Source organism: Rhodococcus sp. LMD (assembly GCF_056108245.1).
In genome coordinates this window covers 1397669-1419180 of sequence record NZ_CM148557.1, presented here as the reverse complement: position 1 = coordinate 1419180, position 21512 = coordinate 1397669, and the positions used below count along the sequence as shown (strand labels likewise).

Here is a 21512-nt window from a genome sequence, read left to right as displayed (position 1 = left end):
CGGACCCGGACGCAGGTCACGCGCCCCTCGGATGTGTTCTCCCTCACACAGTGTTACCCGCCAGTAGGTGCCGGGTAGCCGAACGATGTCACGTCGGTGAGCCCCATCGATGACATCGACCGAAGGAGCGAACGCACGATGACCAAGACCGACACCGCCACGCTGCTCACCCAGCTGCGAGCACTGCTCGACCTGACCAACACCGAGATCCAGGTCGCCGAGACCCGGATCGCCCAGGCCCGCACCGAGGCGGTCCGCCGCGAACTGACCGAGAACGCAGCCAACGGCCGCGACCGCGCCGAGGCCATCGAACGCACCATCCGCGAACTGGGCGGCCTGCCCGACGTCATCGGCCCGTTCGTCGGCCGCGCCGCCGCCGCGGTGAAGGCCATGGCCGAACAGGCCCAGCCGTTCGACGAGGCGCTCCTGGGCGACCTCGCGCTCGAGCACCAGCTTCTCGACCGCGCCCGCTACCTCAAGGCCCTCGCCACGGCCGCCCAGACCCCCGCGGTCGTCGGCCTGGCCGATCGTCTGATCACCGCCCACAGCGCGACCGTGGAGTGGTTGACCACCGTCCTGGCCGAGGACGCCCTCGGCGGGCCCGCCGCGCTGCGACGGACCCCGCTGCAGGCCGCCGCCGGCGCGGCCGTGCGCATCGTCAACGTCCCGCTGATGTGGTCCACGCGCGGCATCGACCGCGCGATCGACGCCGCCCGCTCGACCCGGCCCGCCCTGGGGTCGCTGCTGGCCCGTGGCGCACATGCCGGCGACGTCGCCACCAAGACCCTCACGGCCAGCCGGGACGCGGCGCTCGAGACCGCCGAACGGATCACCCGCCGCGAAGGCGCGGACGGGACCGCCCGGGCCATCCACACGGCGCGCAGCGCCACCGGCATCCTCTCCGCCGAGGAACTTCCGATCGCCGACTACGACAGCCTCAACGTCTCCCAGGCGGTCGCCGAGGTCAAGGAACTGACCGAACCGGCCGACGTGCGCACGATCGTCGCATACGAGGAGGCCCACAAGAACCGGCACGGCGTCGTGTCGGCCGCCCAGACCCGCCTGGCCGCCATCGCCCAGGAGGTCGTCGGGCTCCACTGATCGACCGTCGCAGCAGATCGCCGGGTTCCGCGCCGCGGGGCCCGGCGATCGCTTGTGGGCCGGACCGTCCCACCCACGTCTCGGCCCGACCCGCGGCGCGGACGAGCCGGCAGGCGGTGGGATGATGACGGGCGTGCCGATGCCCTCACCGCTTCCCGTCAAGGACGGGATCGGACCGACGCGCCTGCGCGTCCCGGCGTCGGGTCCGTGGGCAACGATCGCCGCCTACGTCGTCGCGAGGTTCGACCACCTGGACGCCGACGACCTGTACCGGCGGTTCGACGCCGGCGAGATCGTGGGTTCCGACGGCAGTCCGATCGGTCGTGGCACCGCGCTGGGCGCGCACCGGTTCATCTGGTACTACCGCGATCTGCCGGTGGAGGAACCGATGCCGTTCCAGGAGGAGATCCTGTATGTCGACGACGATCTCGTCGTGATCGACAAACCGCACTTCCTCCCGACCACCCCGGGCGGACGATACCTGCGCGAGTCCGCGCTCGTCCGGTTGCGAACCCGCCTCGACAACCCGTACCTGACGCCGATCCATCGACTCGACCGAGCGACCGCCGGCCTGGTGATGTTCTCGGCCCGCCCCGCGACGCGCGGCGCCTACCAGTCGCTGTTCGAAAAGCGGCGGGTCGTCAAGGTTTACGAGGCGGTGTCGGCGCGACCGCCCGGGTGGGACCCGGACGCACCGGCGCTTGCCGGTCGCGCCCTGCCCACCGTCTACCGCAACCATATCGAGGCGCGGCGCGGCGAACTACGGGTGGTCGTCGACAACCTCCGTGAGCCCAATGCCGAGACGGTGGTGGAGGTGTGCGGGACCGGCGTGAGCGCCTCCGGACGTGCTGTGCTGCACACGGTTCTGCGTCCACACACCGGACGGATGCACCAGTTGCGGGTGCATCTGGCAGCGCTCGGCGCCGGGATCCTGGGCGACCGTTGGTATCCCGACCTGCTGCCCGAGGCCCCGGACGATCATTCCCTCCCACTCCAATTGCTCGCGCGGGAACTGGAATTCAGAGATCCGCTGTCGGAGACGCCGCGGAGGTTCGTCACCCGCCGGACGCTGGGCGAGGCACCCGTGCCGGGGTGCTGAGCGCAGCGTGCGCGGTGGCGTCGCGCTCGGCAACCTGGGGGAGGCGACGGCAGACACCGAGCCGGTCTCCCCGACGTCGGGGCCCCACTACACGTTGAAGCGGAACTCCACGACGTCTCCGTCCGCCATGACGTAGTCCTTGCCCTCCATGCGGACCTTGCCGCGAGCCTTCGCCTCGGCCATCGATCCGGCCGAGTCGAGGTCCTCGAAGGAGACGACCTCGGCTTTGATGAAGCCCCGCTCGAAGTCGGAGTGGATGACACCGGCGGCCTGCGGGGCGGTCGCGCCCTGCGGGATGGTCCAGGCCCGGGCCTCTTTCGGACCGGCGGTGAGGTAGGTCTGCAGGCCGAGAGTGTGGAAGCCGACGCGGGCGAGCGAGTGCAGGCCCGGCTCGGTCTGTCCGATGGACTCGAGCAGTTCCTGGGCCTCGTCGGCCTCGAGCTCGATCAGCTCGGATTCGACCTTCGCGTCGAGGAACACGCAGTCGGCCGGCGCGACGGCCGCACGGAGCTCCTGCTGCTTCGCCTCGTCGGTGAGCACCGATTCGTCCGCGTTGAACACGTAGAGGAACGGCTTGGTCGTCATCATGTTCAGCTCGCGCAGCAGACCGAAGTCGAGCGAGTCCTTCGCCGCGAACAGAGTCTTGCCCTCGTTGAGCACGCCCTGAGCCTTGACGGCCTCGTCGAACTGCGGCTTGAGTTCCTTGTTCTTCTTCGCCTCCTTCTCGAGGCGCGGCAGGGCCTTCTCCAGGGTCTGCAGGTCGGCGAGGATCAGCTCCGTCTCGATGATCTCGATGTCCGCGAGCGGGTCGACGCGGCCGTCGACGTGGACGACGTCGTCGTCGGCGAACACCCGCACGACCTGGCAGATGGCGTCGGCCTCGCGGATGTTGGCGAGGAACTTGTTGCCGAGCCCGGCGCCCTCGGAGGCGCCCTTGACGATGCCGGCGATATCGACGAACGACACGGTCGCGGGCAGGATGCGCTGCGACCCGAAGATCTCGGCGAGCCGCTCCAGCCGCGGATCGGGCAGCTCGACGACGCCGACGTTCGGCTCGATGGTGGCGAACGGGTAGTTCGCGGCAAGCACTTCGTTCTTGGTCAGCGCGTTGAACAGCGTCGACTTTCCGACGTTGGGAAGACCGACGATTCCGAGGGTTAGGCTCACGGAATCGATATTCTACGGGGTCGCGGTCACGCCCCCGTCATCCGCACGGCGCGCGACGGCCACCAGCCAGTCGGCGTCGTCGTGCCACGGCCGCAGGTCCCAGGTGGCGAAACGCTGCTCGAGTACCAGGCCGGCGGCCGCGAGGTCGGCGACGAACTGCGACGGACGGTATGCCGCGCCGGTGGTGAACCCGGCGACGAACACCCCGCCCGGGCGCAGGTGCGCGGCGATCCGCCCGAGCACGGACCGCTCGGAGCCGGGCGCGAGGAACACCATCACGTTGCCGGCCGAGACCACCGCATCGAACCTCGGGCCCGGCAGATCCAGCTGCGCCAGGTCGGCGAGATGCACGGTCAGCTCCGAGTGTGACCGGGCCGCCTCCACGAGCACCGGGTCGAGATCGACCGCGGTCACCCGATGGCCCCGCCGGGCCAGCTCGAGCCCGACGCGGCCGGTGCCGCAGCCGGCGTCGAGGATCCGCGCGCCACGCGGGACGAGCACGTCGACGAACCGGGCCTCGCCGTGCAGATCCGTCCCCGCGTGCGCGAGTTCGGCGAACCGCTCGATGTAGGCGCGGGAGTCGTCGGCGCTACGCTCGGACTGCCATCGCGTCGCGGAGCTCGACCCGATGCCCCGGTCGTCAGCAGGCGACACGGACGAGTTGCGAGATCCGGCCGGCCTGCTCCTCGGTGGGCGCGGTGTCCCCGTTCTGCGCCAGCTCGCCGACCTTGGCGATCACCTCCTGATCGCTCGCGCCGGAGTCGATCAGCGGGCACGTCTCGATGACGATCGCCTCGATGGAGGCGTCGTCGCGGTCGGCGGCGAGGTTGGGGTAGCCGGTGCGGAACGCGGCCACGAACGTCGCGAGCTTCGCCTCGTCGAAGGCGCCGCGCGCCCGCTCGGCGACGCTCGACGCGGCCGAGGCGAGGCTCGAGGCGGCCCCGCCGATCGTTGTGCGCGCCGCATCGGACTCGTTCGACGCGTCGTCACCGGAACTGCAGGACACGAGCACGACAGCCGCGGCACTCGCGGCCAGCACGGCGGTGAACTTCTTCATGGCCGAAAGCCTGCCACGATCCGTGGGTTTCGCGCCGGTGAACCGCCCCCCGAGCCGCCGTTCCCGTAGATTGCAGACGGAGCCCGATCCGCGGCGTCGAGAGCATCGGAAGGACCGTCCGTTGAGCGATGTGCAGAGCACCGAGCGCAAGCCACCGGCACCGAAACCGGACCGCACCACGCTGATCGCCTCCGGCGGGCTGGCGCTGGCGAAGTGGTCGGCGGCGCTGGTCGTGATCGCGGCGGGCGCGCTGGTCATCGGCTGGATCATCGAGAAGATGTGGGTGATCGTCCTGCCCGTGGCACTGGCGATCGTCGTCGCCACCATGCTGTGGCCGCCCACCCGCGGCATGATGAAGCGCGGCGTGCCGCCCGCGGCCTCCGCCGGCCTGACGCTGTTCCTGTTCTTCGCGATCGTCGGCGGCATCATCGCGGGCATCGTCCCGTCGGTGGTGGCGCAGGCACCGGAACTCGCGAACAAGACCACCGACGGCATCAACAAGGTGCTGGACTGGGTGCAGGGCCCCCCGTTCAACCTGAAGGACGAGCAGCTCGAGAACGCGACCCAGGTCGTGATCGACAAGGTCCAGGAGAGCGGCGCCACCATCGCCAGCGGCGTGTTCACCGGCGTCAGCACGGCCGGTTCCCTGCTGGTGACGATCGGCCTGGTCCTCGTCCTGGTGTTCTTCTTCATCAAGGACGGGCCGCGATTCATCCCGTGGGTGCACGCCGTCGGTGGCGGTCGTGCCGGGCGGCACCTGGAAGAGGTGCTGATCCGGATGTGGAACACCCTCGGCGGGTTCATCCGCACGCAGGCGCTCGTCAGCTTCATCGACGCGTTCTTCATCGGTCTGGGCCTGGTCATCCTCGGGGTGCCGCTGGCGCCGGTGCTGGCGATCCTCACCTTCATCGGTGGGTTCATCCCGATCGTCGGTGCCTTCGTCGCCGGAGCGCTCGCCGTCCTCGTGGCGCTCGTCGCGAACGGGCTGACCACCGCGATCATCGTTCTCGTCATCATCATCGCGGTGCAGCAGCTCGAGGGGAACGTGCTCCAGCCCGTGCTGCAGTCGCGCAGCATGCATCTGCATGCGGTGGTCGTGCTGCTCGCCGTCACCGCAGGATCGTCGCTGTTCGGCATCATCGGCGCGTTCCTCGCCGTCCCCGTCGCGGCCGTCGCCGCGGTGGTGCTGCGTTACGTCGGCGAGCAGATCGACGAGCGCAGCGCTGCGACGGACGAACTCGAGACGACCGAGGAGACCCCGGCACTGCCACCGGCACCGGCCGAGCCCGGCCCGGCCTGATCGGCCGGGCTCAGCCGGCGATTTCCACCGTGGACCCGGCGCGGCCGCGCACGACGTGCAGGCGGCTGGGGATACGCTGACGCATTTCGTCGACGTGGCTGACCACGCCGACCACCCGGCCGCCGGCGCGCAGTTCGTCGAGCACGCCCATCACCGCGTCGAGCGCGTCGGCGTCGAGCGTGCCGAACCCCTCGTCGATGAACATCGTGTCGAGCACCAGTCCCCCGGATTCGGCGGCGACGACATCTGCGAGCCCGAGCGCCAGCGCCAGCGACGCCTGGAACGACTCGCCGCCCGAGAGGGTCTTCGTGGACCGCACCACACCGGTGTATTCGTCGTGGATGTCGAGCCCGAGGCCACCGCGCTTGCCGTGCGTGCCTGCCGCATCGGAGTGCACGAACTCGTAGCGGCCACCGGACATGCGCCGCAGCCGCACCGAGGCCGATTCGGCGACCTCCTCGAGGCGGGCCGCGAGGACGTACGAGCGCAGCGACATCTTGCGCGCATTCTGCCCGGTGCCCGCGACGACTTCGGCGAGGGCTGCGAGTTCGGCCTGCTCGTCCCGCAGCGGCACCAGCTTCGCGTACTCGTCTTCGAGGCGCGTCGCGAACTTCTCGATGTCGGCGTGGCGTCGCTCGGCCTCGGAGGCTGCGGAGACGGCCGCGGCCAGTGCGGCCGCACTGCGCGCGACCGCGCCCTCCGGTTCGGCCAGGTCCACCGGGTCGTCGCCGACCCGTGCCGTATCCGGGTCGTCGAGCACGCCCTGCGCCGCCGCGCGCCGGTCGGCCGCCGCGCGCAGCACCTGGTCGATCTCGCGCAGACGCGCCTCGGGACGGACGGCCGCCAGGGCCTGCTCGACGCTCGCGAATCCCGCCCGTTCCGCGGCTGCGGCCGCCTCCCGGGCACGTTCGCGCGCGCTCGTCGCCGCGTTCGCGGCCCGAACCCGGGCGTCGAGCAGGTTCGCCGCGGCGGCGGCGAGCGTCGCGATCCGACGCCGGCGGGTGGCGAGGGAGTCTGCGTCCCCGGCTGCCGCGGTGATGCGGGCACGGATCTCGTCGGCCTCCGCGGCGGTGCTCTCCTCGCGGTGCGCAGCCTGGGCGGCCTCGACATCCACCGCGTGCGCCTGCTCGCGCAGGTCGGCGTCGAGTTGGCGCAGCCGCGCGATCTCACCGCGGCGGCGCTCGCATTCGGCCGCGGTGGCCGCCGCCGCGGCGTGCGCGGCGGCGGCCCCGGCCCGCGCCTCGGTGAGTTCTTCGAGACCGGCGTCGCCGCAGCGCTGCCGCAGCACCGCGACGGTGTTGGCGACGTCCGCGACGGCCGCCTGCGCCCGCGTCAGTTCCGCGCCGGCTCGCTGCTCGGCGTCCCGGGCCGCGTCCTCGTCCGCCTTGGTGGCGGTGTCCGGCGCCGGCCGGGCCGGGGACGGATGAGCGGTGGCTCCGCACACCACGCACGGATGCCCGTCGACCAGATCGGTGGCCAGTTCGGCGGCCATCCCGGCGATGCGGCGCTCACGCACGTCGAGCAGGGCGGTGCGCGCGTCGAGGTGTGCGTCGCGACGGGCGACGACCTCGTCCTCGAGCCGGTGCAGCTGCGGGGCCAGGTTCTGCAGTTCGGTGGCGGCGGCGAGGGCGTCGCTGGTTCGCGTGAGGTCGGCCTCGAGCCGGGGCAGCGTGGCGGCGGCCTGCTCGGACTCGCGCGCGGCCTTCTCCGCAGCGTCGCGGCGACCGGGGAGTTCGTCCAGTTCCTCGGCGATCCGTTCGGCGCGCACCGCCAGATCGCGGCGCTGCTCCTGCAGGGCGGCGCGGTCGGTCTCGAGCCGGATCAGCCGCTGCTCCTGCTCGAGCAGGCCGTCGAGGCGGACCACCTCCGCCGACCAACGCTGTTCGTGGGGCCGGATCAGTCCGCGGTCGGCGTCGGCGGGGGAACCGTCGAGCTGCGCGACGAGGGCCCGACCCTCCCGGTCGGCGGCGAGGGGCGCGGCCGCGTCCACCGCGGCGGCATGGGCGGTGGCGGCGGCTTCGGCGGCGCGGTGCGCGTCCCGGGCGATCTCGACGACCGGCGCCGCCCGCCGGGCCGTGTCGAGTTCGGCGGTCAAAGTCTGCAGCTCGGCGGCCGCGGCATCCAGCTCGGCGAGCTCGGCGACCGCGCGGGCGCGGCGTTCCTGGCACCGTCGCAGCTCGGTCGCCTCCGCGAGGGCCGCCCGATCGCGGATGTCGTCGGCGCGCGCACGGTCGAGTGCCGCCAGCGCGAGGTCCCGGTTCTCGGCGGCGTCGTCGCGCAGTCGATGCGCCCACACGACCGGTTCGGAGTCGGCGCCCGCCTCGAGGCCGGCGGCCGCGCTGACCTTGGCGAGGAGCAGGTCGACGGCACGCTGCTGTTCCTCGAGGCGGGTGGCTGCGGCACTGCGCCGGTCCTTGAACCAGCGTTCGACGGAGCCGAATCGGGTGGTGTCGAACAGCCGCTCGAGCAGCTTGCCGCGGTCCTCGCTGTCGGCGCGCAGGAACTTCGCGAACTCGCCCTGCGGCAGCAGCACGACCTGGAAGAACTGCTCGGCGCTCATCCCGAGCAGCCGCCGGACGGCCTCCCCGATGTCGGGCAGCCGGGAGAGGTGCTCACCCGAGCCGTCGAGCCAGGTCAGGCTCGCTTTGGCGTTCTGCTTGACGGTCCCGGTCCCGCGCAGCTTCGGACGCTCGTAGTCGGGGCTGCGCACGATCCGCAACCGCCGGCCGGCGACGGTCGCCTCGAGGCTCACCTGGGGTGCGGTGCCGGCGGGGGCGTGATCGGACAGCAGCCGGCGCCCGTCGGCGCGGGCCCCGGGCACCGTGCCGTACAGGGCGAACGCCACCGCATCGAGGATGGAGGTCTTGCCGGCGCCGGTGCGGCCGTGCAGCAGGAACAGTCCGTCGGCGCCGAGTTCGTCGAAGTCCACCCGCACGGTGTCGGCGAACGGGCCGAACGCGGTGACCTCCAGCTGGTGCAGCCTCACGCGGACGCCTCCCCCGGTGCGACGGTCTGCTCGGTTCCGACACCCGCGGCGCGGTCGACGTCGCGCAGCGCCTGCTGTACCCAGCGCAACTCCCGCGCGGACGGCTCGGAGCGCACGTCGGTGAGGAACTCCCGGGCGATGTCGAGGTCGGTCCGGCCACGCACCTTCTGCCGATAGGTGCCGGTCGAGGTCGCGACGGGCGGGTCCCACTCGACGTGGACGGCCCGGGGGAAACGGGCCTGCAGCCGACGCATCGCGTCGAGGGGGCGCACGGCGTCGGTGAGAACGGCCGAGACGTAGTGCTCCTCCGCCGCGGCGTGCGCGTCGTCGGTGAGCAGCTCGTCGAGGACGCCGGTGAGACGGCTCAGGCCCCGCACGACTGGCAGGTCGACACGCTCGACGCCCGCCCGCCCGGCCGCATCCAGCTCGACGAGCCACACGGCTTTGCGATGGGTGCGCTCCCCGAACGAGTACGGCAGCGGCGAACCCGAGTAACGGACGTGCTCGGCGACGGTCTGCGGGGAGTGCAGATGACCGAGCGCGACGTAGTCGACGCCGTCGAACGCCGACGCCGGGACGGTTTCGACGCCGCCGACCGAGATGGACCGCTCGGAACCGGAGGCTTCGGCGCCGACGACGAAGGCGTGCGCGAGAACCACGGCGCGGACGCCGCGGGCGCGGGCGTCGGCGCGGACCCGGTTCATCGCCGCGCCGAGGATCTCCGCGTGTGAGCGCGCCTCGGGCACGCCCAGGTCGGCGCGGGTGATCTCCGGCTCCAGGTAGGGGATGCCGTAGAAGGCGACGGTGCCGTGGGCATCGTCGAGCAGGACGGGCCGGTCGATCTGGGAGACCCGGGTGATCAGATGCAGCCCGCCCTCGGCGGCGAACGCCGCGCCCGCGCCCAGGCGGACGGGCGAGTCGTGGTTGCCGGACGTCGCGACGATGACGGCACCGGCCGCGCGGATCGCTTCGAGCCCCGCGTTGCACACCGCGACGGCATCGGCACTCGGGATGGAGCGGTCGTAGACGTCCCCGGCCACCACGACCACGTCGACGTGCCGCTCGGCGACGAGGTCGGCGAGGGCGGCGAGGGCCTGGGCCTGGTCGGACAGCAGATCCACACCGTGGAAGGTACGCCCGATGTGCCAGTCCGAGGTGTGCAGGATCCGCATGCCGTCAGACCGTAGAGCAGCGCACCGACACGCCGTCGCCCGGTCCGGGTGAGCCTGTCGGTCCACTCGGGCATCATGCGCACCATGACGGCACTCACGGCACTGGCGTTGCTCGCGGCCCTCGCGCTCGGCGTGGTTGTCGGCTGGTTGCTGCACGCCGCCCGCAGCGGCGACCGCGCCGCGCGGGCGGAGGCCCAGCTCGCGGCCCTGCGCGAGAACGAGGGGCAGCTGCGGCAAGCGCTCGGCGCCGTGAGCGAGGACTCCGCCCGCCGCCATTCGGGCGCGATCGGTGAACAGGTCTCACGTCTCGTCGGACCCTTGCAGGAGGCAGTGGGGGCGCTCGCCCGGCAGGTGGAGCACGTCGAGCGCAACCGGGTGCACGCGTACGCCGGTCTCACCGAGCAGGTCGAAGGCATGCACCGCGCCTCGCAGCTGCTCTCGACGCAGACGCAGCAGCTGGTGACGGCCCTGCGCGCCCCGCAGGTGCGCGGACGGTGGGGCGAGATCCAGCTCGAACGCGTCGTCGAGCTCGCCGGCATGGTGCGGCACTGCGACTTCGACACCCAGGTCACCCGGGACGGGGTCCGCCCGGATCTGCTGGTGTATCTCGCCGGTGGCAAGCAGATCGTCGTGGATGCGAAGGTGCCGTTCGCCGCCTATCTCGACGCCGCCCAGGAGGAGGACGTCGCTCGGCGTGACCAGCACCTGGTGCGGCACGCCCGTCAGGTACGCACGCATGTCGACCAGCTCTCGGCGAAGGCCTACTGGGAATCGTTCGATCCGACGCCCGAGTTCGTGGTGCTGTTCGTTCCCGGCGACCCGTTTCTCGATGCGGCGCTGGCCGCGGATTCGGACCTGCTCGAGTACGCGTTCGCGCGGAACGTGATCCTGGCCACCCCCACCACCCTCGTGGCGCTGCTGCGCACCATCGCGCACACCTGGCGCCAGGAGGCCCTGTCGAAGGAGGCCGCGACGATCCACCAGCTCGGCCGGGAGCTGTATCAGCGGATCGGGGTCGTCGGCGGACACCTCGATCGGCTCGGGTCCCAGCTGGGCAAGGCCGTCGACTCGTTCAACCTGACCGTCGCGTCGATGGAGTCCCGGGTCGGGGTGACGGCCCGGAAGCTGAGCGAACTGGAGATCTTCGACGGCGAACACCCGGAGGTGCGACCGGTCGATGCGTGGCCGCGCCGCGTGACGCCGACGGATACTTCCGAGTCCGACGGTCCTGTCGACGAAGCAAGTTGACCCGAGGGGTCTAGTGTCGACATGTGTCTGCAACGCAACGTGCTCGCTCGGCGGTGCCGCTCGACATGCGGTCGGTGGCGCCCACTGTGCCTGGCGTCCCGTGGTGGGGCGCGGTCCTCGTCGCGGCGGGCTCGACCCTGCTCGGCTTCCTCATCGATGCGGCACGCGGTAACGAACTGGGTTCGGCGTTCTCCGCGTTCTACGTGCTCGGTTGCGTCGCGGCGGTAGCGGCCGTGCAGCATCGGGCGCTGTTCACCGCGATGGCCCAGCCGCCGCTGCTGCTGCTCGTCGCCGTTCCGATCGCGCAGGAGTTCCTCGTCGAATCCGGTGGTGGGGGCCTGAAGGACCTGGCGCTCAACGTGGCGTATCCGCTGGTGAACCGGTTCCCGGTGATGCTCACCGCCACGGTGGCGGTCCTGGTCGTCGGCGGGCTGCGGATCTTCCTGAGCCGGTCGCAGGTACCGGCCCCGGCCCGTCCGCGCCGGCGGGGCGCACGCGCCGCCGGGGCCCCGTCACGCGACTCGCAGCTGGACCGCGACGGTGGTGGGGCTGCGAAGCCGGCGCGGGGACGTCGCGCCCGTGCGGCCGCCCGACCCCCGGCCTCCACAAAGGCCAGCGTGCGACAGGTTGCAGACACGCGCGACAACCCGGTGGTGCGGCGCCGCACCACCGCCCCGGCTCCGGACGCGGCGCGCCGCGGCGCCAGCGAGCCGCCCGCGGCACCCGATGTCGCCTACCGGACCCGGCGAGCCGAGCCGGCCCCACGGCGGGCCGAACCCGCCCCACGACGGGCCGAACCGGCCCCACGGCGAGCCGAACCGGCCCCACGGCGGGCCGCCGAGAGCCGCCGGGACTACGACCGGCGCGGCGATCACCGCTCCCGCCCCGACCGTCCCTACGAGCGGGGAGAGGTGCCCCCGCCGTCCCGTCGGCGGGCGCCGGGACCGGAGACCCCGGACTACCGGCAGCCCCGGGTGCGCTATCGGGACCGGTACGAGGACTGACCGAGTCCGCGCCGGATCACGCGCGCCGGATTACGCGCGACGCGCGGAGCGCAGTTCGCGCGGCAGCGCGAACACCAGGGTCTCGTTGGCTGTGGTGACCGACTGCACGTCGGCGAAACCGTGCTCGGCGAGCAGGTCGATCACGCCGCGTACGAGGACCTCCGGCACCGAGGCGCCGGAGGTGATGCCCACGGTCCGGACGCCGTCGAGCCATGCCGGGTCGACCTCGCGGGCGTAGTCGACGAGATGCGCGGCCCGGGCACCGGCCCCCAGAGCCACCTCCACGAGCCGGACCGAGTTCGACGAATTGCGGGACCCCACGACGATGACCAGGTCGCATTCGGGCGCCATCGCCTTGACCGCCACCTGCCGATTCTGGGTGGCGTAGCAGATGTCGTCGCTCGGGGGATCCTGCAGCAGCGGGAACTTCGCGCGCAGCCGCTGGACCGTCTCCATGGTCTCGTCGACGCTGAGGGTGGTCTGCGAGAGCCAGATGACCTTCGCCTCGTCGCGCACGGTGACCTGGTCGACCGCGTCCGGACCGTCGACGAGCTGGACGTGGTCGGGGGCCTCGCCGGCAGTGCCCTCCACCTCCTCGTGGCCTTCGTGACCGATGAGCAGGATGTCGTAGTCGTCGCGGGCGAAGCGCTTCGCCTCCTGATGCACCTTCGTCACCAGGGGGCACGTGGCATCGATGGTGCGCAGGCTGCGTTCGGCGGCGGAGGCGTGCACCGCAGGGGAGACACCGTGCGCCGAGAACACGAGCACCGCGCCCTCGGGTACCTCGTCGGTCTCCTCGACGAAGACGACACCTCGCTCGGCGAGGGTCTCGACCACGTGCCGGTTGTGGACGATCTCCTTGCGGACGTAGATCGGGGCACCATGCTTCTCGAGTGCCTTCTCCACCGTTTCGACGGCCCGGTCGACACCGGCGCAGTACCCGCGCGGCTCGGCGAGCAGGACGCGCTTGCCGGCAGCCGGTGAACCGGCCGACCGAGTGATTCCGACTTCGAGGGGAACAGGCGCAGACATGCCTCCAGGGTACGGGCCGTCCGCGGGGCCGGCCGTCCTCGGCTACCAATCGGGCGGCACGTGAGGCAGTCTGTTTCCCATGATCCGTCCACCGTTCATGGCGCGGGTGGCGGCCGGGCTGGCCGTCACCGCGTACGAAGAGACCCTCAAGCTGCCGTCCACCGCGGTCGCCCTGCCGATGACCACGGTCAGCCAGATCCTTCAGACGACGATGCGGATCCAGCAGACGATGACGTCGCTCGCGATCAAGGGCGACCAGTTGTTCGAGCTGCTCGGCGCTGCCCCCGCCGAGGCGCCGTCGTGGGCCACCTTCGACGACGACGCCGAACCGGTGGGCATTGCCGAGCCGTCGACCGCGGGGGCACCGGGACGCTTCGCCCTCTACTCGATGCCGCCCGCGACGGAGGCGGCGGTGCCGGTCCCCACCGATTCGAGGGCCGGGAAGTCCGCCGGCGCCGGGACGGAGGGGTCCGGGCCCCGCGCCGGAGCCGAGTCGACCGCCGAGTCCACCGCCGCCAAGATCAGTGCCGGCACGACCGCAGCCGGCGGCGACGCCGACACGACCGCGACGAAGCCGGCGAAGAAGGCAGCGAAGGCACCGGCGAAGAAGACCGCGAAGAAGGCTGCCGCCGGGAGCGCGGCCGGGGCCGAGCTTCCCGAGATCGTCGAACTGCTCGACTACCCGTCGCTGACCCTGGCGCAACTGCGGGCGCGGATGCGCACCCTGTCGGTCGAGGACCTGCGGGCGCTGCTCGAGTACGAAAGCGCCACCCGCGCGCGAGACCCGTTCGAGACCATGCTGTCCAACCGGATCGCGAACGCAAGCACCAAGTGACCTCCGCGCCCACGGCCACCCCGTCCAACTCCGCGGAACATCCGTGGCCCGTCCGGACCGTCTCGCAGAAGGTCGCGAGCTGGATCGACCGGCTCGGCTCGGTCTGGGTGGAGGGACAGATCACCCAGCTCAACGTGCGTCCCGGCACCCGCACCGCCTTCCTCACGCTGCGGGACCCGTCGGCGGACATGTCGCTGTCGGTGACGTGCTCGCCGCAGCTGGTGCAGAACTCCCCTGTGCCGCTCACCGAGGGCAGCCGGGTGGTGATGTTCGGGAAGCTGTCGTTCTGGACCGGCCGCGGCACCCTGGCCCTGCGGGTCACCGAGATCCGGGCCGTCGGAATCGGCGAACTCCTCGCTCGGATCGAGCGGCTACGGGCGCTGCTCGCGGCCGAGGGGCTGTTCGACCCGCGGCTCAAACGGCCCCTGCCGTTCCTGCCGCACCGGATCGGTCTGATCACCGGCCGGGCGAGCGCCGCCGAACGGGACGTGCTCAGCGTCGCGCAGCGCCGGTGGCCGGCGGTCCGTTTCGAGATCCGCAACACCGCCGTCCAGGGGCCCACCGCGGTCCCGCAGATCCTCGAGGCGCTCGAGGAACTCGACGCGGACCCGTCCGTCGACGTGATCGTGCTCGCGCGCGGCGGCGGCAGCGTGGAGGACCTGCTGCCGTTCTCCGACGAGGCGCTGTGCCGCGCGATCGTCCGGTGCACGACGCCGGTGGTCAGCGCGATCGGGCACGAACCGGACAGCCCGCTGTCCGACTACGTCGCCGATCTGCGGGCGGCCACCCCCACGGACGCGGCGAAACGGATCGTGCCGGACGCGGTGGCCGAGCAGGACCTGGTGGACGAGCTGCGAGAGCGGGCGGCGGCGGCGCTGCGCAACTGGGTGCGCAGGGAGGAGCACGTGATCGAACAGCTGCGCAGCCGGCCGGTGCTCGCAGACCCGCTGCGCACCGTCGACCAGCGGCGCGAGGAGATCGAGCGGCTGCGGCAGTGCGCCCGACGCGACGTGGCCCGGGCGATCGCCGCCGAGGCCACCCGGATCGAACATCTCGGGGCGCGACTCGGGACGCTCGGTCCCGCCGCCACCCTGGCCCGCGGCTACGCGGTGGTGCAGCGGATGGTCCCGGACGGGGACGCGGAGGTGCTGCGGTCCGTCGACGACGCACCGCCCGGCACCCAGCTGCGGGTGCGGGTCGCCGACGGTGCGGTGCGCGCGGCCGTCATCGGACGAGAGAAGTGACGAGGAACGGATGAGCGAGACGAAGGACACGCCCGTGAGCGGCCCGAACGACGACGTTGCGGAGTTCGGCTACGAGCGGGCGCGCGACGAGCTGGTCAACGTGGTCAAGATGCTCGAACAGGGTGGCCTGGACCTGGACGAGTCGCTGACGCTGTGGGAGCGGGGCGAGGCGCTCGCGCGCCGCTGCGAGGAGCATCTCGCCGGCGCCCGGCAGCGCGTGGAGGCCGCGCTGGCGCACAGCGACGACGAGGTGGACGAAGACGACGAGTGAGCGGCGCGCCCGTCAGGGCTGTAGCGGCGCGCCCGTCAGGGCTGTAGCGGCGCGCCCGTCAGGGCTGTAGCGGCTCAGCCGCCCCCGCTGCGGCCGCGAGCTCGCGGAACTCGGCCTCGTCGCCGGAACCACCGACGAGGATCCGGACGTCGCCGAAGTCGGACACCCACAGCGGTTCGACACCCTGCCCGCCGTAGACCACCCAGTCGCGGCCGGCGATGTCCTGCGCCCCCGTCGCGGTGCGCGGCTCCCCGGCGACGAACCGCACCAGCTCGTCCTCCCCCGCGTTCGACTGGGTGAACCGCACGTACCGGCCGGCGGGGGTGATGTACCCGACGGTGCTCGAGTCGCCGCCCTGTTCGCCGGTGATGATGCTGCGGCTGCCGGAGTTCGCCTGCCAGTCCTCGGGCACCTTCGGCTGCCGGATCGGGAAGTCCAGCTCACGCGCGTCGTACTTCAGGCCCGCGTCGACGTCGAAGCTGGGCACGGGTCCCGCGGTGGGGCCGCCGGGGCTGAAGGAGCACTGGCTGGCGATGGCGGCCACGACGACCATGATCAGCAGCAGCGGAATCAGCGACCACGCCATGTCGCGCGTGTCGTGGAGAATGCGGGGTTTCTGGGGGGCCACGCCTCCAGTCTGACAGCCGTCGGCACCGATACCCGCACGTGGCCGGGTCCGAGCCGCGCTCACGGGGCGGTGATGAGAGAATTACCACTCGAAACCATCGGAACCCGACGGTCGTCCCTTCGACGTCCGTCTCGCGTCGGCAACCACGTCGACCGACCGCACCAGGAGGCAGTAGCCCATGACGGCCAGCACCCCGACCCGCCGCCAGGCCCCGGACCGCAATCTCGCCCTCGAGCTGGTGCGTGTCACCGAGGCCGCGGCGATGGCTGCGGGCCGTTGGGTCGGCCGTGGCGACAAGGAAGGTGGCGACGGCGCCGCCGTCGACGCCATGCGTCACATGGTCAGTTCGGTGTCCATGCGCGGCGTCGTCGTGATCGGCGAGGGCGAGAAGGACGAGGCGCCCATGCTCTACAACGGCGAGGAGGTCGGCAACGGCGACGGACCGCTGTGCGACGTGGCGGTCGACCCGATCGACGGCACCACTTTGATGGCGAAGGGCGCACCCGGCTCCATCGCGGTGCTCGCCGTCGCCGAGCGCGGCGCCATGTTCGACCCGTCCGCCGTGTTCTACATGGACAAGATCGCTGTCGGCCCGGAGGCCGCGGACGTCATCGACATCACCGCGCCGGTCGCCGAGAACATCAGCCGCGTTGCGAAGGCGAAGCACTCGGAGATCTCCGACATCACCGTCACGATCCTGGACCGCCCCCGGCACGCGCAGCTCATCAGCGATGTGCGCGCGACCGGCGCCCGTATCCGGCTGATCTCCGACGGTGACGTCGCCGGTGCGATCGCCGCGGCGCGCCCGGGTTCGGGTGTCGACATGCTGCTGGGCATCGGCGGCACCCCGGAGGGCATCATCGCCGCGGCCGCGATGCGGTGCATGGGCGGCGCGCTGCAGGGTCGCCTGGCGCCGAAGGACGACGAGGAGCGGCAGAAGGCGATCGACGCGGGTCACGAGCCGGGCCGCGTGCTGACCACCACCGACCTGGTCAAGGGTGAGAACATCTTCTTCTGCGCGACCGGCGTCACCGACGGTGAGCTGGTGAAGGGTGTCCGCTACTACGGCGGCGGCGCGACGACGCAGTCGATCGTGATGCGCAGCAAGTCCGGCACCGTCCGGATGGTCGAGGCGTACCACCGGCTGAAGAAGCTCAGCGAGTTCACCTCGATCGATTTCCACGGCGTCGCGGGGGCCGTTCCTCCCATGCCGTGACCCGGTTCGCGGTCGTGGCGCCCTTTCGGATCTCCGCCGGTCCGAAGGGGCGCCGCTGCGGCTCGAGCGGCCTACTGTGAAGCCATGGCCGACAATTCCGAGCAGCAGTTCCGAATCGAACACGACACCATGGGCGAGGTCCGGGTCCCGGCCGACGCCTTGTGGCGCGCTCAGACCCAGCGGGCCGTGGAGAACTTCCCGATCTCCGGCCGCGGTCTCGAGCGCACCCAGATCCGCGCGATGGGCCTGCTCAAGGCGGCGTGCGCTCAGGTGAACAAGGATCTGGATCTGCTCGACGCGGAGAAGGCCGACGCGATCGTCGCCGCCGCTACCGAGATCGCCGAGGGTCTGCACGACGACCAGTTCCCCATCGACGTGTTCCAGACCGGTTCGGGCACGAGCTCGAACATGAATGCCAACGAGGTCATCGCGAGCATCGCCGCGCAGCGCGGGGTGACCGTACATCCCAACGATCACGTCAACATGTCGCAGTCGTCGAACGACACCTTCCCGACCGCGACGCATGTCGCCGCCACCGAGGCGGCGGTGAAGGATCTCGTCCCGGCCCTCGACCAGCTGCGGGCCTCGCTCGCGGCGAAGGCGAAGGAGTGGAGACGCGTCGTCAAGTCCGGGCGGACGCACTTGATGGATGCCGTGCCGGTCACCCTCGGCCAGGAGTTCGGGGGCTACGCCCGGCAGATCGAGGCCGGCATCGAGCGGGTGCAGGCGACCCTGCCACGGCTGGGTGAGCTGGCCATCGGGGGCACGGCGGTCGGCACGGGCCTGAACGCCCCCGAGGGATTCGGTCCCCGCGTCGTCGCCGAACTGGTGCGGGTGACCGGGGTGGAGGCGCTGACGCCGGCGAAGAACAGCTTCGAGGCGCAAGCCGCGCGGGACGGTCTCGTCGAGGCGTCCGGGGCGCTGCGGACCGTCGCGGTGTCGTTGACGAAGATCGCCAACGACATCCGGTGGATGGGGTCCGGCCCGCTGACGGGTCTCGCCGAGATCCAGCTGCCGGATCTGCAGCCCGGCAGCTCGATCATGCCGGGGAAGGTGAATCCCGTGCTGCCGGAGGCGGTGACCCAGGTGGCGGCGCAGGTCGTGGGCAACGACGCGGCCGTGGCGTGGGGTGGTGCCGCGGGCGCGTTCGAGCTCAACGTCTACATCCCGATGATGGCCCGCAACCTGCTCGAGTCGCTGCGCCTGCTGGCCAACGTCTCGCGCCTGTTCGCCGAGCGGTGCGTCGACGGGCTCGTAGCGAACACCGAACATCTGCGTACCCTCGCCGAATCGTCTCCCTCGATCGTGACGCCGCTGAACTCGGCGATCGGGTACGAGGAGGCCGCTGCGGTCGCGAAAGAGGCGCTGCGGGAGAAGAAGACCATCCGGCAGACGGTCGTCGACCGGGGGCTGATCGGTGACGGCCTGAGCGAGGAGGAGCTGGATCGGCGGCTCGACGTGCTCGCGATGACACGGGTGGAGCCGCGAGACTGACGACACCCGGGGTCTTGTGATGAGCGTCTCATCATGATCTGATACGAAGCTGAATTCTAATTCAGGTCGTAGGAAGCGAGACGTCATGACCACCGTCCCCACCGTCACCGGCACCGTCGACAGCGGCAGCCTCGGCCGGACACTGATGCACGAGCACCTGTTCGTCCTCTCCCCCGAACTGCACGGCAACTGGGACATCGGCGTCGACCTGGAGGCGGCGGTCGCCGAGGCGATCACGCGCGTCCAGGAGGTGCACGCGGCCGGTTTCGACACGTTCGTCGACCTCACCGTGGTCGGCACCGGCCGCAACATCGACCTCATCCGACGGGTCGCCGAGGCCACCGACATGAACATCGTCGTGGCGACCGGTCTCTACACCTACATGGACCTGCCGCACTACTTCCACTACCGCGGCCCCGACACCCTGTTCGGCGGCCCGGAACCGATGGTGGACTTCTTCGTCCGCGACATCGAGGAAGGCATCCTCGACTCCGGAGTGCGGGCGGGAATGCTCAAGTGCGCCATCGACGCCCCGGGCCTGACCGCGGGAGTCGAGCGGACGGCCCGGGCCGTGGCGGTCGCCCACCGACGCACCGGCGTACCGATCACGGTGCACACCCACGCCCACTCCGAGTCGGGACGGGTGATGCAGCGCCTGTTCACCGAGGAGGGCGTCGACCTCTCGCGCGTGATCGTCGGCCACAGCGGCGATTCCGACGACATCGGCTATCTCACGGCGCTGATGGACGCCGGCTCGTACATCGGTATGGATCGCTGCGGCGTGGACGTCTATCTCGGCTTCGAGCAGCGGGTGAAGACCATCGCCGCCCTCGTCGAGCGCGGCTATGCCGGCCGGATGCTGCTCTCGCAGGACTACGCCACCCTCAACGACTGGCTCGACCCGCAGATGCTCGCCGTCGCGACGCCGCGATGGAGCTATATGCACCTGCACAACGACGTGCTGCCCGCGTTGCGGGAGGCCGGGGTCGGCGACACGGACATCGACCGGATGCTGATCGACAACCCGCGCGAGATCTTCGAACGTCGCTACACGTACTGAGCCCGGCGGGCCGTCCGCGGCCGGGCACGCCACCCGGCCGCGGACGGCACCGGTCACACCGCCGACTCGGAACGGCGAACGACGAACCGGGACAACTCGTCCCGGTCGATGGCCCGCTTGAGGATCTTCCCGGACGCCCCCTTCGGCAGGGCGTCCACGAAGCGGACGATGCGGGGCGCCTTGTAGGCGGACAACCGTTCCCGGCACCAGCGCACGACGTCCTCGGCACCGGCGCCGGCGTCGTCGCGCAGCACGACCACCGCGGCGATCTCCTCGCCGTAGTGGCGGTCCGGCACGCCCACCACGGCGGCCTCGACCACGTCGGGATGCTCGTAGAGCACCTCCTCCACCTCGCTGGGATACACGTTGTAGCCGCCCCGGATGACGAGGTCCTTGACCCGGTCGACGATGCGCAACCGGCCCTGCTCGTCGAATTCCCCGAGATCGCCGGTGCGGAACCAGCCCTCGTCGTCGAGCACGGCCGCGGTGTCGGCCGGTCGCTGCCAGTAGCCGGCCATGACGACGGGTCCGCGGACGAACACCTCGCCCACCTCCCCCGGGCCGCACGCGACGCCGTCCGGCCCGTAGACCTCGACCTCGATGTCCGGGGCCGCGGTGCCGCTGTACCCGATGCGCGCCGGGACGTCCCCCCACGAGAAGGTCGCCATGGCCGTGGTCTCGGTCAGGCCGTATCCCTCCCGGATGGTGCAGCCGAAGCGGTGCTCGAAGTCACGAGCCACCTCCCCCGGCAGCGACGCACCCCCCGATACCGCCAGCCGGAGTCCCGCGAAGTCCGCTGGTCCGTAGGGAGATTCGGCATGCAGCATCGCGTTCCACATGGTCGGCACCCCGCACACCACCGTCAGCCGGTCCCGGACGACGAGGTCGAGCATCGCCGCCGGATCGAACGGGGACAGCAGGGACAGGGAGGCCCCCGCGGTGAAGGCCGACATCATCACCGACGCCTGGCCGAAGATGTGGAACAGCGGCAGCCCGGTCCCGACTCGATCCTCGGGTCCCGATTCGGACAATCGGCACGAAATGCGTCCTGCAGACAGCAGATTCGAGACGGTGAGCTGAGCCCCCTTCGGGCGGCCGGTGGTGCCCGAGGTGTACAGCACCGCCGCGGTGTCACCGTCGGCACGGTCGACGGGATCGACGGGCTCCTGTTCGACCGCGGCGCCGGGCTCCAGCGACAGCCACGGCACACCGAGCCCCTCCGCGGCCTCGGCCACCGAGCCGGAGGCGGCATGCCAGGCGATCGCGAGCACGGCCCGCGAATCCCCGAGGGTGTAGCGCAGTTCGGCCGCGGTGGACATGGTGTTCACCGGCACCACCACGGCACCGAGCGCCTGGATGCCGAGGTAGGCCACCACGAACTCGGGCACGGAGGGAGCGAGCAGGAGCACCCGGTCGCCGGCGGCGACGCCGCGGCTGCGGAGCAGCGCGCCGTAGCGCAGCGCGTCGTCGCGCAGCTCGCGGTAGCTCCGCTGCCCGTCCCGCGTGCGCAGGGCGATGCGTTCCGGCGCCGCGTCCGCGTGGGCGAGGACGGGGTCGAGAACACTGGCCATGAGTGGTTTCCCTTCGTCGAGAGACAT

At 71.5% G+C, this 21512-nt stretch carries 19 protein-coding genes; 11 read left to right on the top strand and 8 right to left on the bottom strand.

What is annotated here, in order from left to right:
- Positions 1-138: 138 nt before the first annotated feature.
- Together ACWPQI_RS06680 and ACWPQI_RS06675 are read left to right on the top strand one after the other, a co-directional pair.
- Entirely contained in the window at positions 139-1101 is a 963-nt protein-coding gene (locus tag ACWPQI_RS06680; protein ID WP_010592553.1) for a hypothetical protein, read from the top strand.
- 121 nt (positions 1102-1222) lie between these two features.
- Entirely contained in the window at positions 1223-2200 is a 978-nt protein-coding gene (locus ACWPQI_RS06675; protein WP_474738701.1) for a pseudouridine synthase, read from the top strand.
- Between the two features lie 87 nt (positions 2201-2287).
- On the opposite strand, the gene ychF is transcribed toward ACWPQI_RS06675, so the two are convergent.
- The 3 genes from ychF to ACWPQI_RS06660 are packed head-to-tail and all read right to left on the bottom strand — an operon-like array spanning position 2288 to position 4424.
- On the bottom strand, positions 2288-3367 hold the full coding sequence (ychF, locus tag ACWPQI_RS06670) for a redox-regulated ATPase YchF (RefSeq protein ID WP_010592850.1): 1080 nt from the start codon (positions 3365-3367) through the stop codon (positions 2288-2290).
- 12 nt (positions 3368-3379) lie between these two features.
- Positions 3380-4021, bottom strand: a complete 642-nt coding sequence (locus ACWPQI_RS06665) for a class I SAM-dependent methyltransferase (protein ID WP_102030870.1) — start codon at positions 4019-4021, stop codon at positions 3380-3382.
- Positions 4008-4424 carry a hypothetical protein gene (locus tag ACWPQI_RS06660; protein WP_010592852.1) on the bottom strand — a complete coding sequence of 139 codons (417 nt, stop codon included), beginning with the start codon at positions 4422-4424 and terminating at the stop codon, positions 4008-4010. The genes ACWPQI_RS06665 and ACWPQI_RS06660 overlap by 14 nt, the downstream gene beginning before the upstream one ends.
- 130 nt (positions 4425-4554) lie before the next feature.
- Here ACWPQI_RS06660 and ACWPQI_RS06655 point away from each other — a divergent pair, with 130 nt between their 5' ends.
- Positions 4555-5724: an AI-2E family transporter gene (locus ACWPQI_RS06655; RefSeq protein WP_010592853.1), complete on the top strand. Its 1170-nt coding sequence runs from the start codon at positions 4555-4557 to the stop codon at positions 5722-5724.
- A gap of 10 nt (positions 5725-5734) precedes the next feature.
- Here the strand turns inward: ACWPQI_RS06655 and ACWPQI_RS06650 are convergent, their stop codons facing one another.
- Entirely contained in the window at positions 5735-8710 is a 2976-nt protein-coding gene (locus ACWPQI_RS06650; protein WP_119699542.1) for an AAA family ATPase, read from the bottom strand.
- Positions 8707-9882 carry an exonuclease SbcCD subunit D gene (locus ACWPQI_RS06645; RefSeq protein ID WP_010592855.1) on the bottom strand — a complete coding sequence of 392 codons (1176 nt, stop codon included), beginning with the start codon at positions 9880-9882 and terminating at the stop codon, positions 8707-8709. Before ACWPQI_RS06645 ends, ACWPQI_RS06650 begins: the two co-directional genes overlap by 4 nt.
- A gap of 84 nt (positions 9883-9966) precedes the next feature.
- On the opposite strand from ACWPQI_RS06645, the gene ACWPQI_RS06640 reads away from it, so the two are divergent.
- Both ACWPQI_RS06640 and ACWPQI_RS06635 read left to right on the top strand, forming a co-directional pair.
- The gene (locus ACWPQI_RS06640) at positions 9967-11130 is read left to right on the top strand and encodes a DNA recombination protein RmuC (protein ID WP_026137639.1); all 1164 of its coding nucleotides are present in this window, start codon (positions 9967-9969) and stop codon (positions 11128-11130) included.
- Positions 11131-11183: 53 nt separating this feature from the next.
- Positions 11184-12134, top strand: a complete 951-nt coding sequence (locus tag ACWPQI_RS06635; protein ID WP_474738838.1) for a DUF6542 domain-containing protein — start codon at positions 11184-11186, stop codon at positions 12132-12134.
- A 30-nt stretch (positions 12135-12164) separates the two neighbouring features.
- Here the strand turns inward: ACWPQI_RS06635 and ACWPQI_RS06630 are convergent, their stop codons facing one another.
- Complete coding sequence (locus tag ACWPQI_RS06630) at positions 12165-13166, bottom strand: 4-hydroxy-3-methylbut-2-enyl diphosphate reductase (protein ID WP_010592858.1); 1002 nt, start codon at positions 13164-13166, stop codon at positions 12165-12167.
- Between the two features lie 79 nt (positions 13167-13245).
- Between ACWPQI_RS06630 and ACWPQI_RS06625 the strand changes: the two genes are divergently transcribed.
- Genes ACWPQI_RS06625 through ACWPQI_RS06615 form a run of 3 tightly spaced genes read left to right on the top strand, consistent with a single transcriptional unit; the run spans position 13246 to position 15516 of the window.
- Positions 13246-14001 carry a lipid droplet-associated protein gene (locus ACWPQI_RS06625; protein WP_010592859.1) on the top strand — a complete coding sequence of 252 codons (756 nt, stop codon included), beginning with the start codon at positions 13246-13248 and terminating at the stop codon, positions 13999-14001.
- The gene (gene xseA / locus ACWPQI_RS06620) at positions 13998-15245 is read left to right on the top strand and encodes an exodeoxyribonuclease VII large subunit (protein WP_017680269.1); all 1248 of its coding nucleotides are present in this window, start codon (positions 13998-14000) and stop codon (positions 15243-15245) included. The genes ACWPQI_RS06625 and xseA overlap by 4 nt, the downstream gene beginning before the upstream one ends.
- A gap of 10 nt (positions 15246-15255) precedes the next feature.
- Entirely contained in the window at positions 15256-15516 is a 261-nt protein-coding gene (locus ACWPQI_RS06615; protein ID WP_010592861.1) for an exodeoxyribonuclease VII small subunit, read from the top strand.
- 58 nt (positions 15517-15574) lie between these two features.
- Here ACWPQI_RS06615 and ACWPQI_RS06610 read toward each other — a convergent pair whose 3' ends face one another.
- On the bottom strand, positions 15575-16144 hold the full coding sequence (locus ACWPQI_RS06610; RefSeq protein ID WP_082170354.1) for a DUF4245 domain-containing protein: 570 nt from the start codon (positions 16142-16144) through the stop codon (positions 15575-15577).
- 178 nt (positions 16145-16322) lie between these two features.
- Here ACWPQI_RS06610 and glpX point away from each other — a divergent pair, with 178 nt between their 5' ends.
- The 3 genes from glpX to ACWPQI_RS06595 all read left to right on the top strand — a co-directional run bounded on the left by glpX (position 16323) and on the right by ACWPQI_RS06595 (position 19914).
- A complete protein-coding gene (glpX, locus tag ACWPQI_RS06605) occupies positions 16323-17360 on the top strand; it encodes a class II fructose-bisphosphatase (protein WP_010592864.1) in 1038 nt (345 codons plus the stop codon).
- A gap of 84 nt (positions 17361-17444) precedes the next feature.
- Entirely contained in the window at positions 17445-18854 is a 1410-nt protein-coding gene (locus ACWPQI_RS06600; RefSeq protein WP_342660704.1) for a class II fumarate hydratase, read from the top strand.
- Positions 18855-18939: 85 nt separating this feature from the next.
- On the top strand, positions 18940-19914 hold the full coding sequence (locus ACWPQI_RS06595) for a phosphotriesterase family protein (RefSeq protein ID WP_124259017.1): 975 nt from the start codon (positions 18940-18942) through the stop codon (positions 19912-19914).
- Positions 19915-19967: 53 nt separating this feature from the next.
- Here ACWPQI_RS06595 and ACWPQI_RS06590 read toward each other — a convergent pair whose 3' ends face one another.
- On the bottom strand, positions 19968-21485 hold the full coding sequence (locus ACWPQI_RS06590; RefSeq protein WP_017680273.1) for an AMP-binding protein: 1518 nt from the start codon (positions 21483-21485) through the stop codon (positions 19968-19970).
- Between the last annotated feature and the right edge of the window lie 27 nt (positions 21486-21512).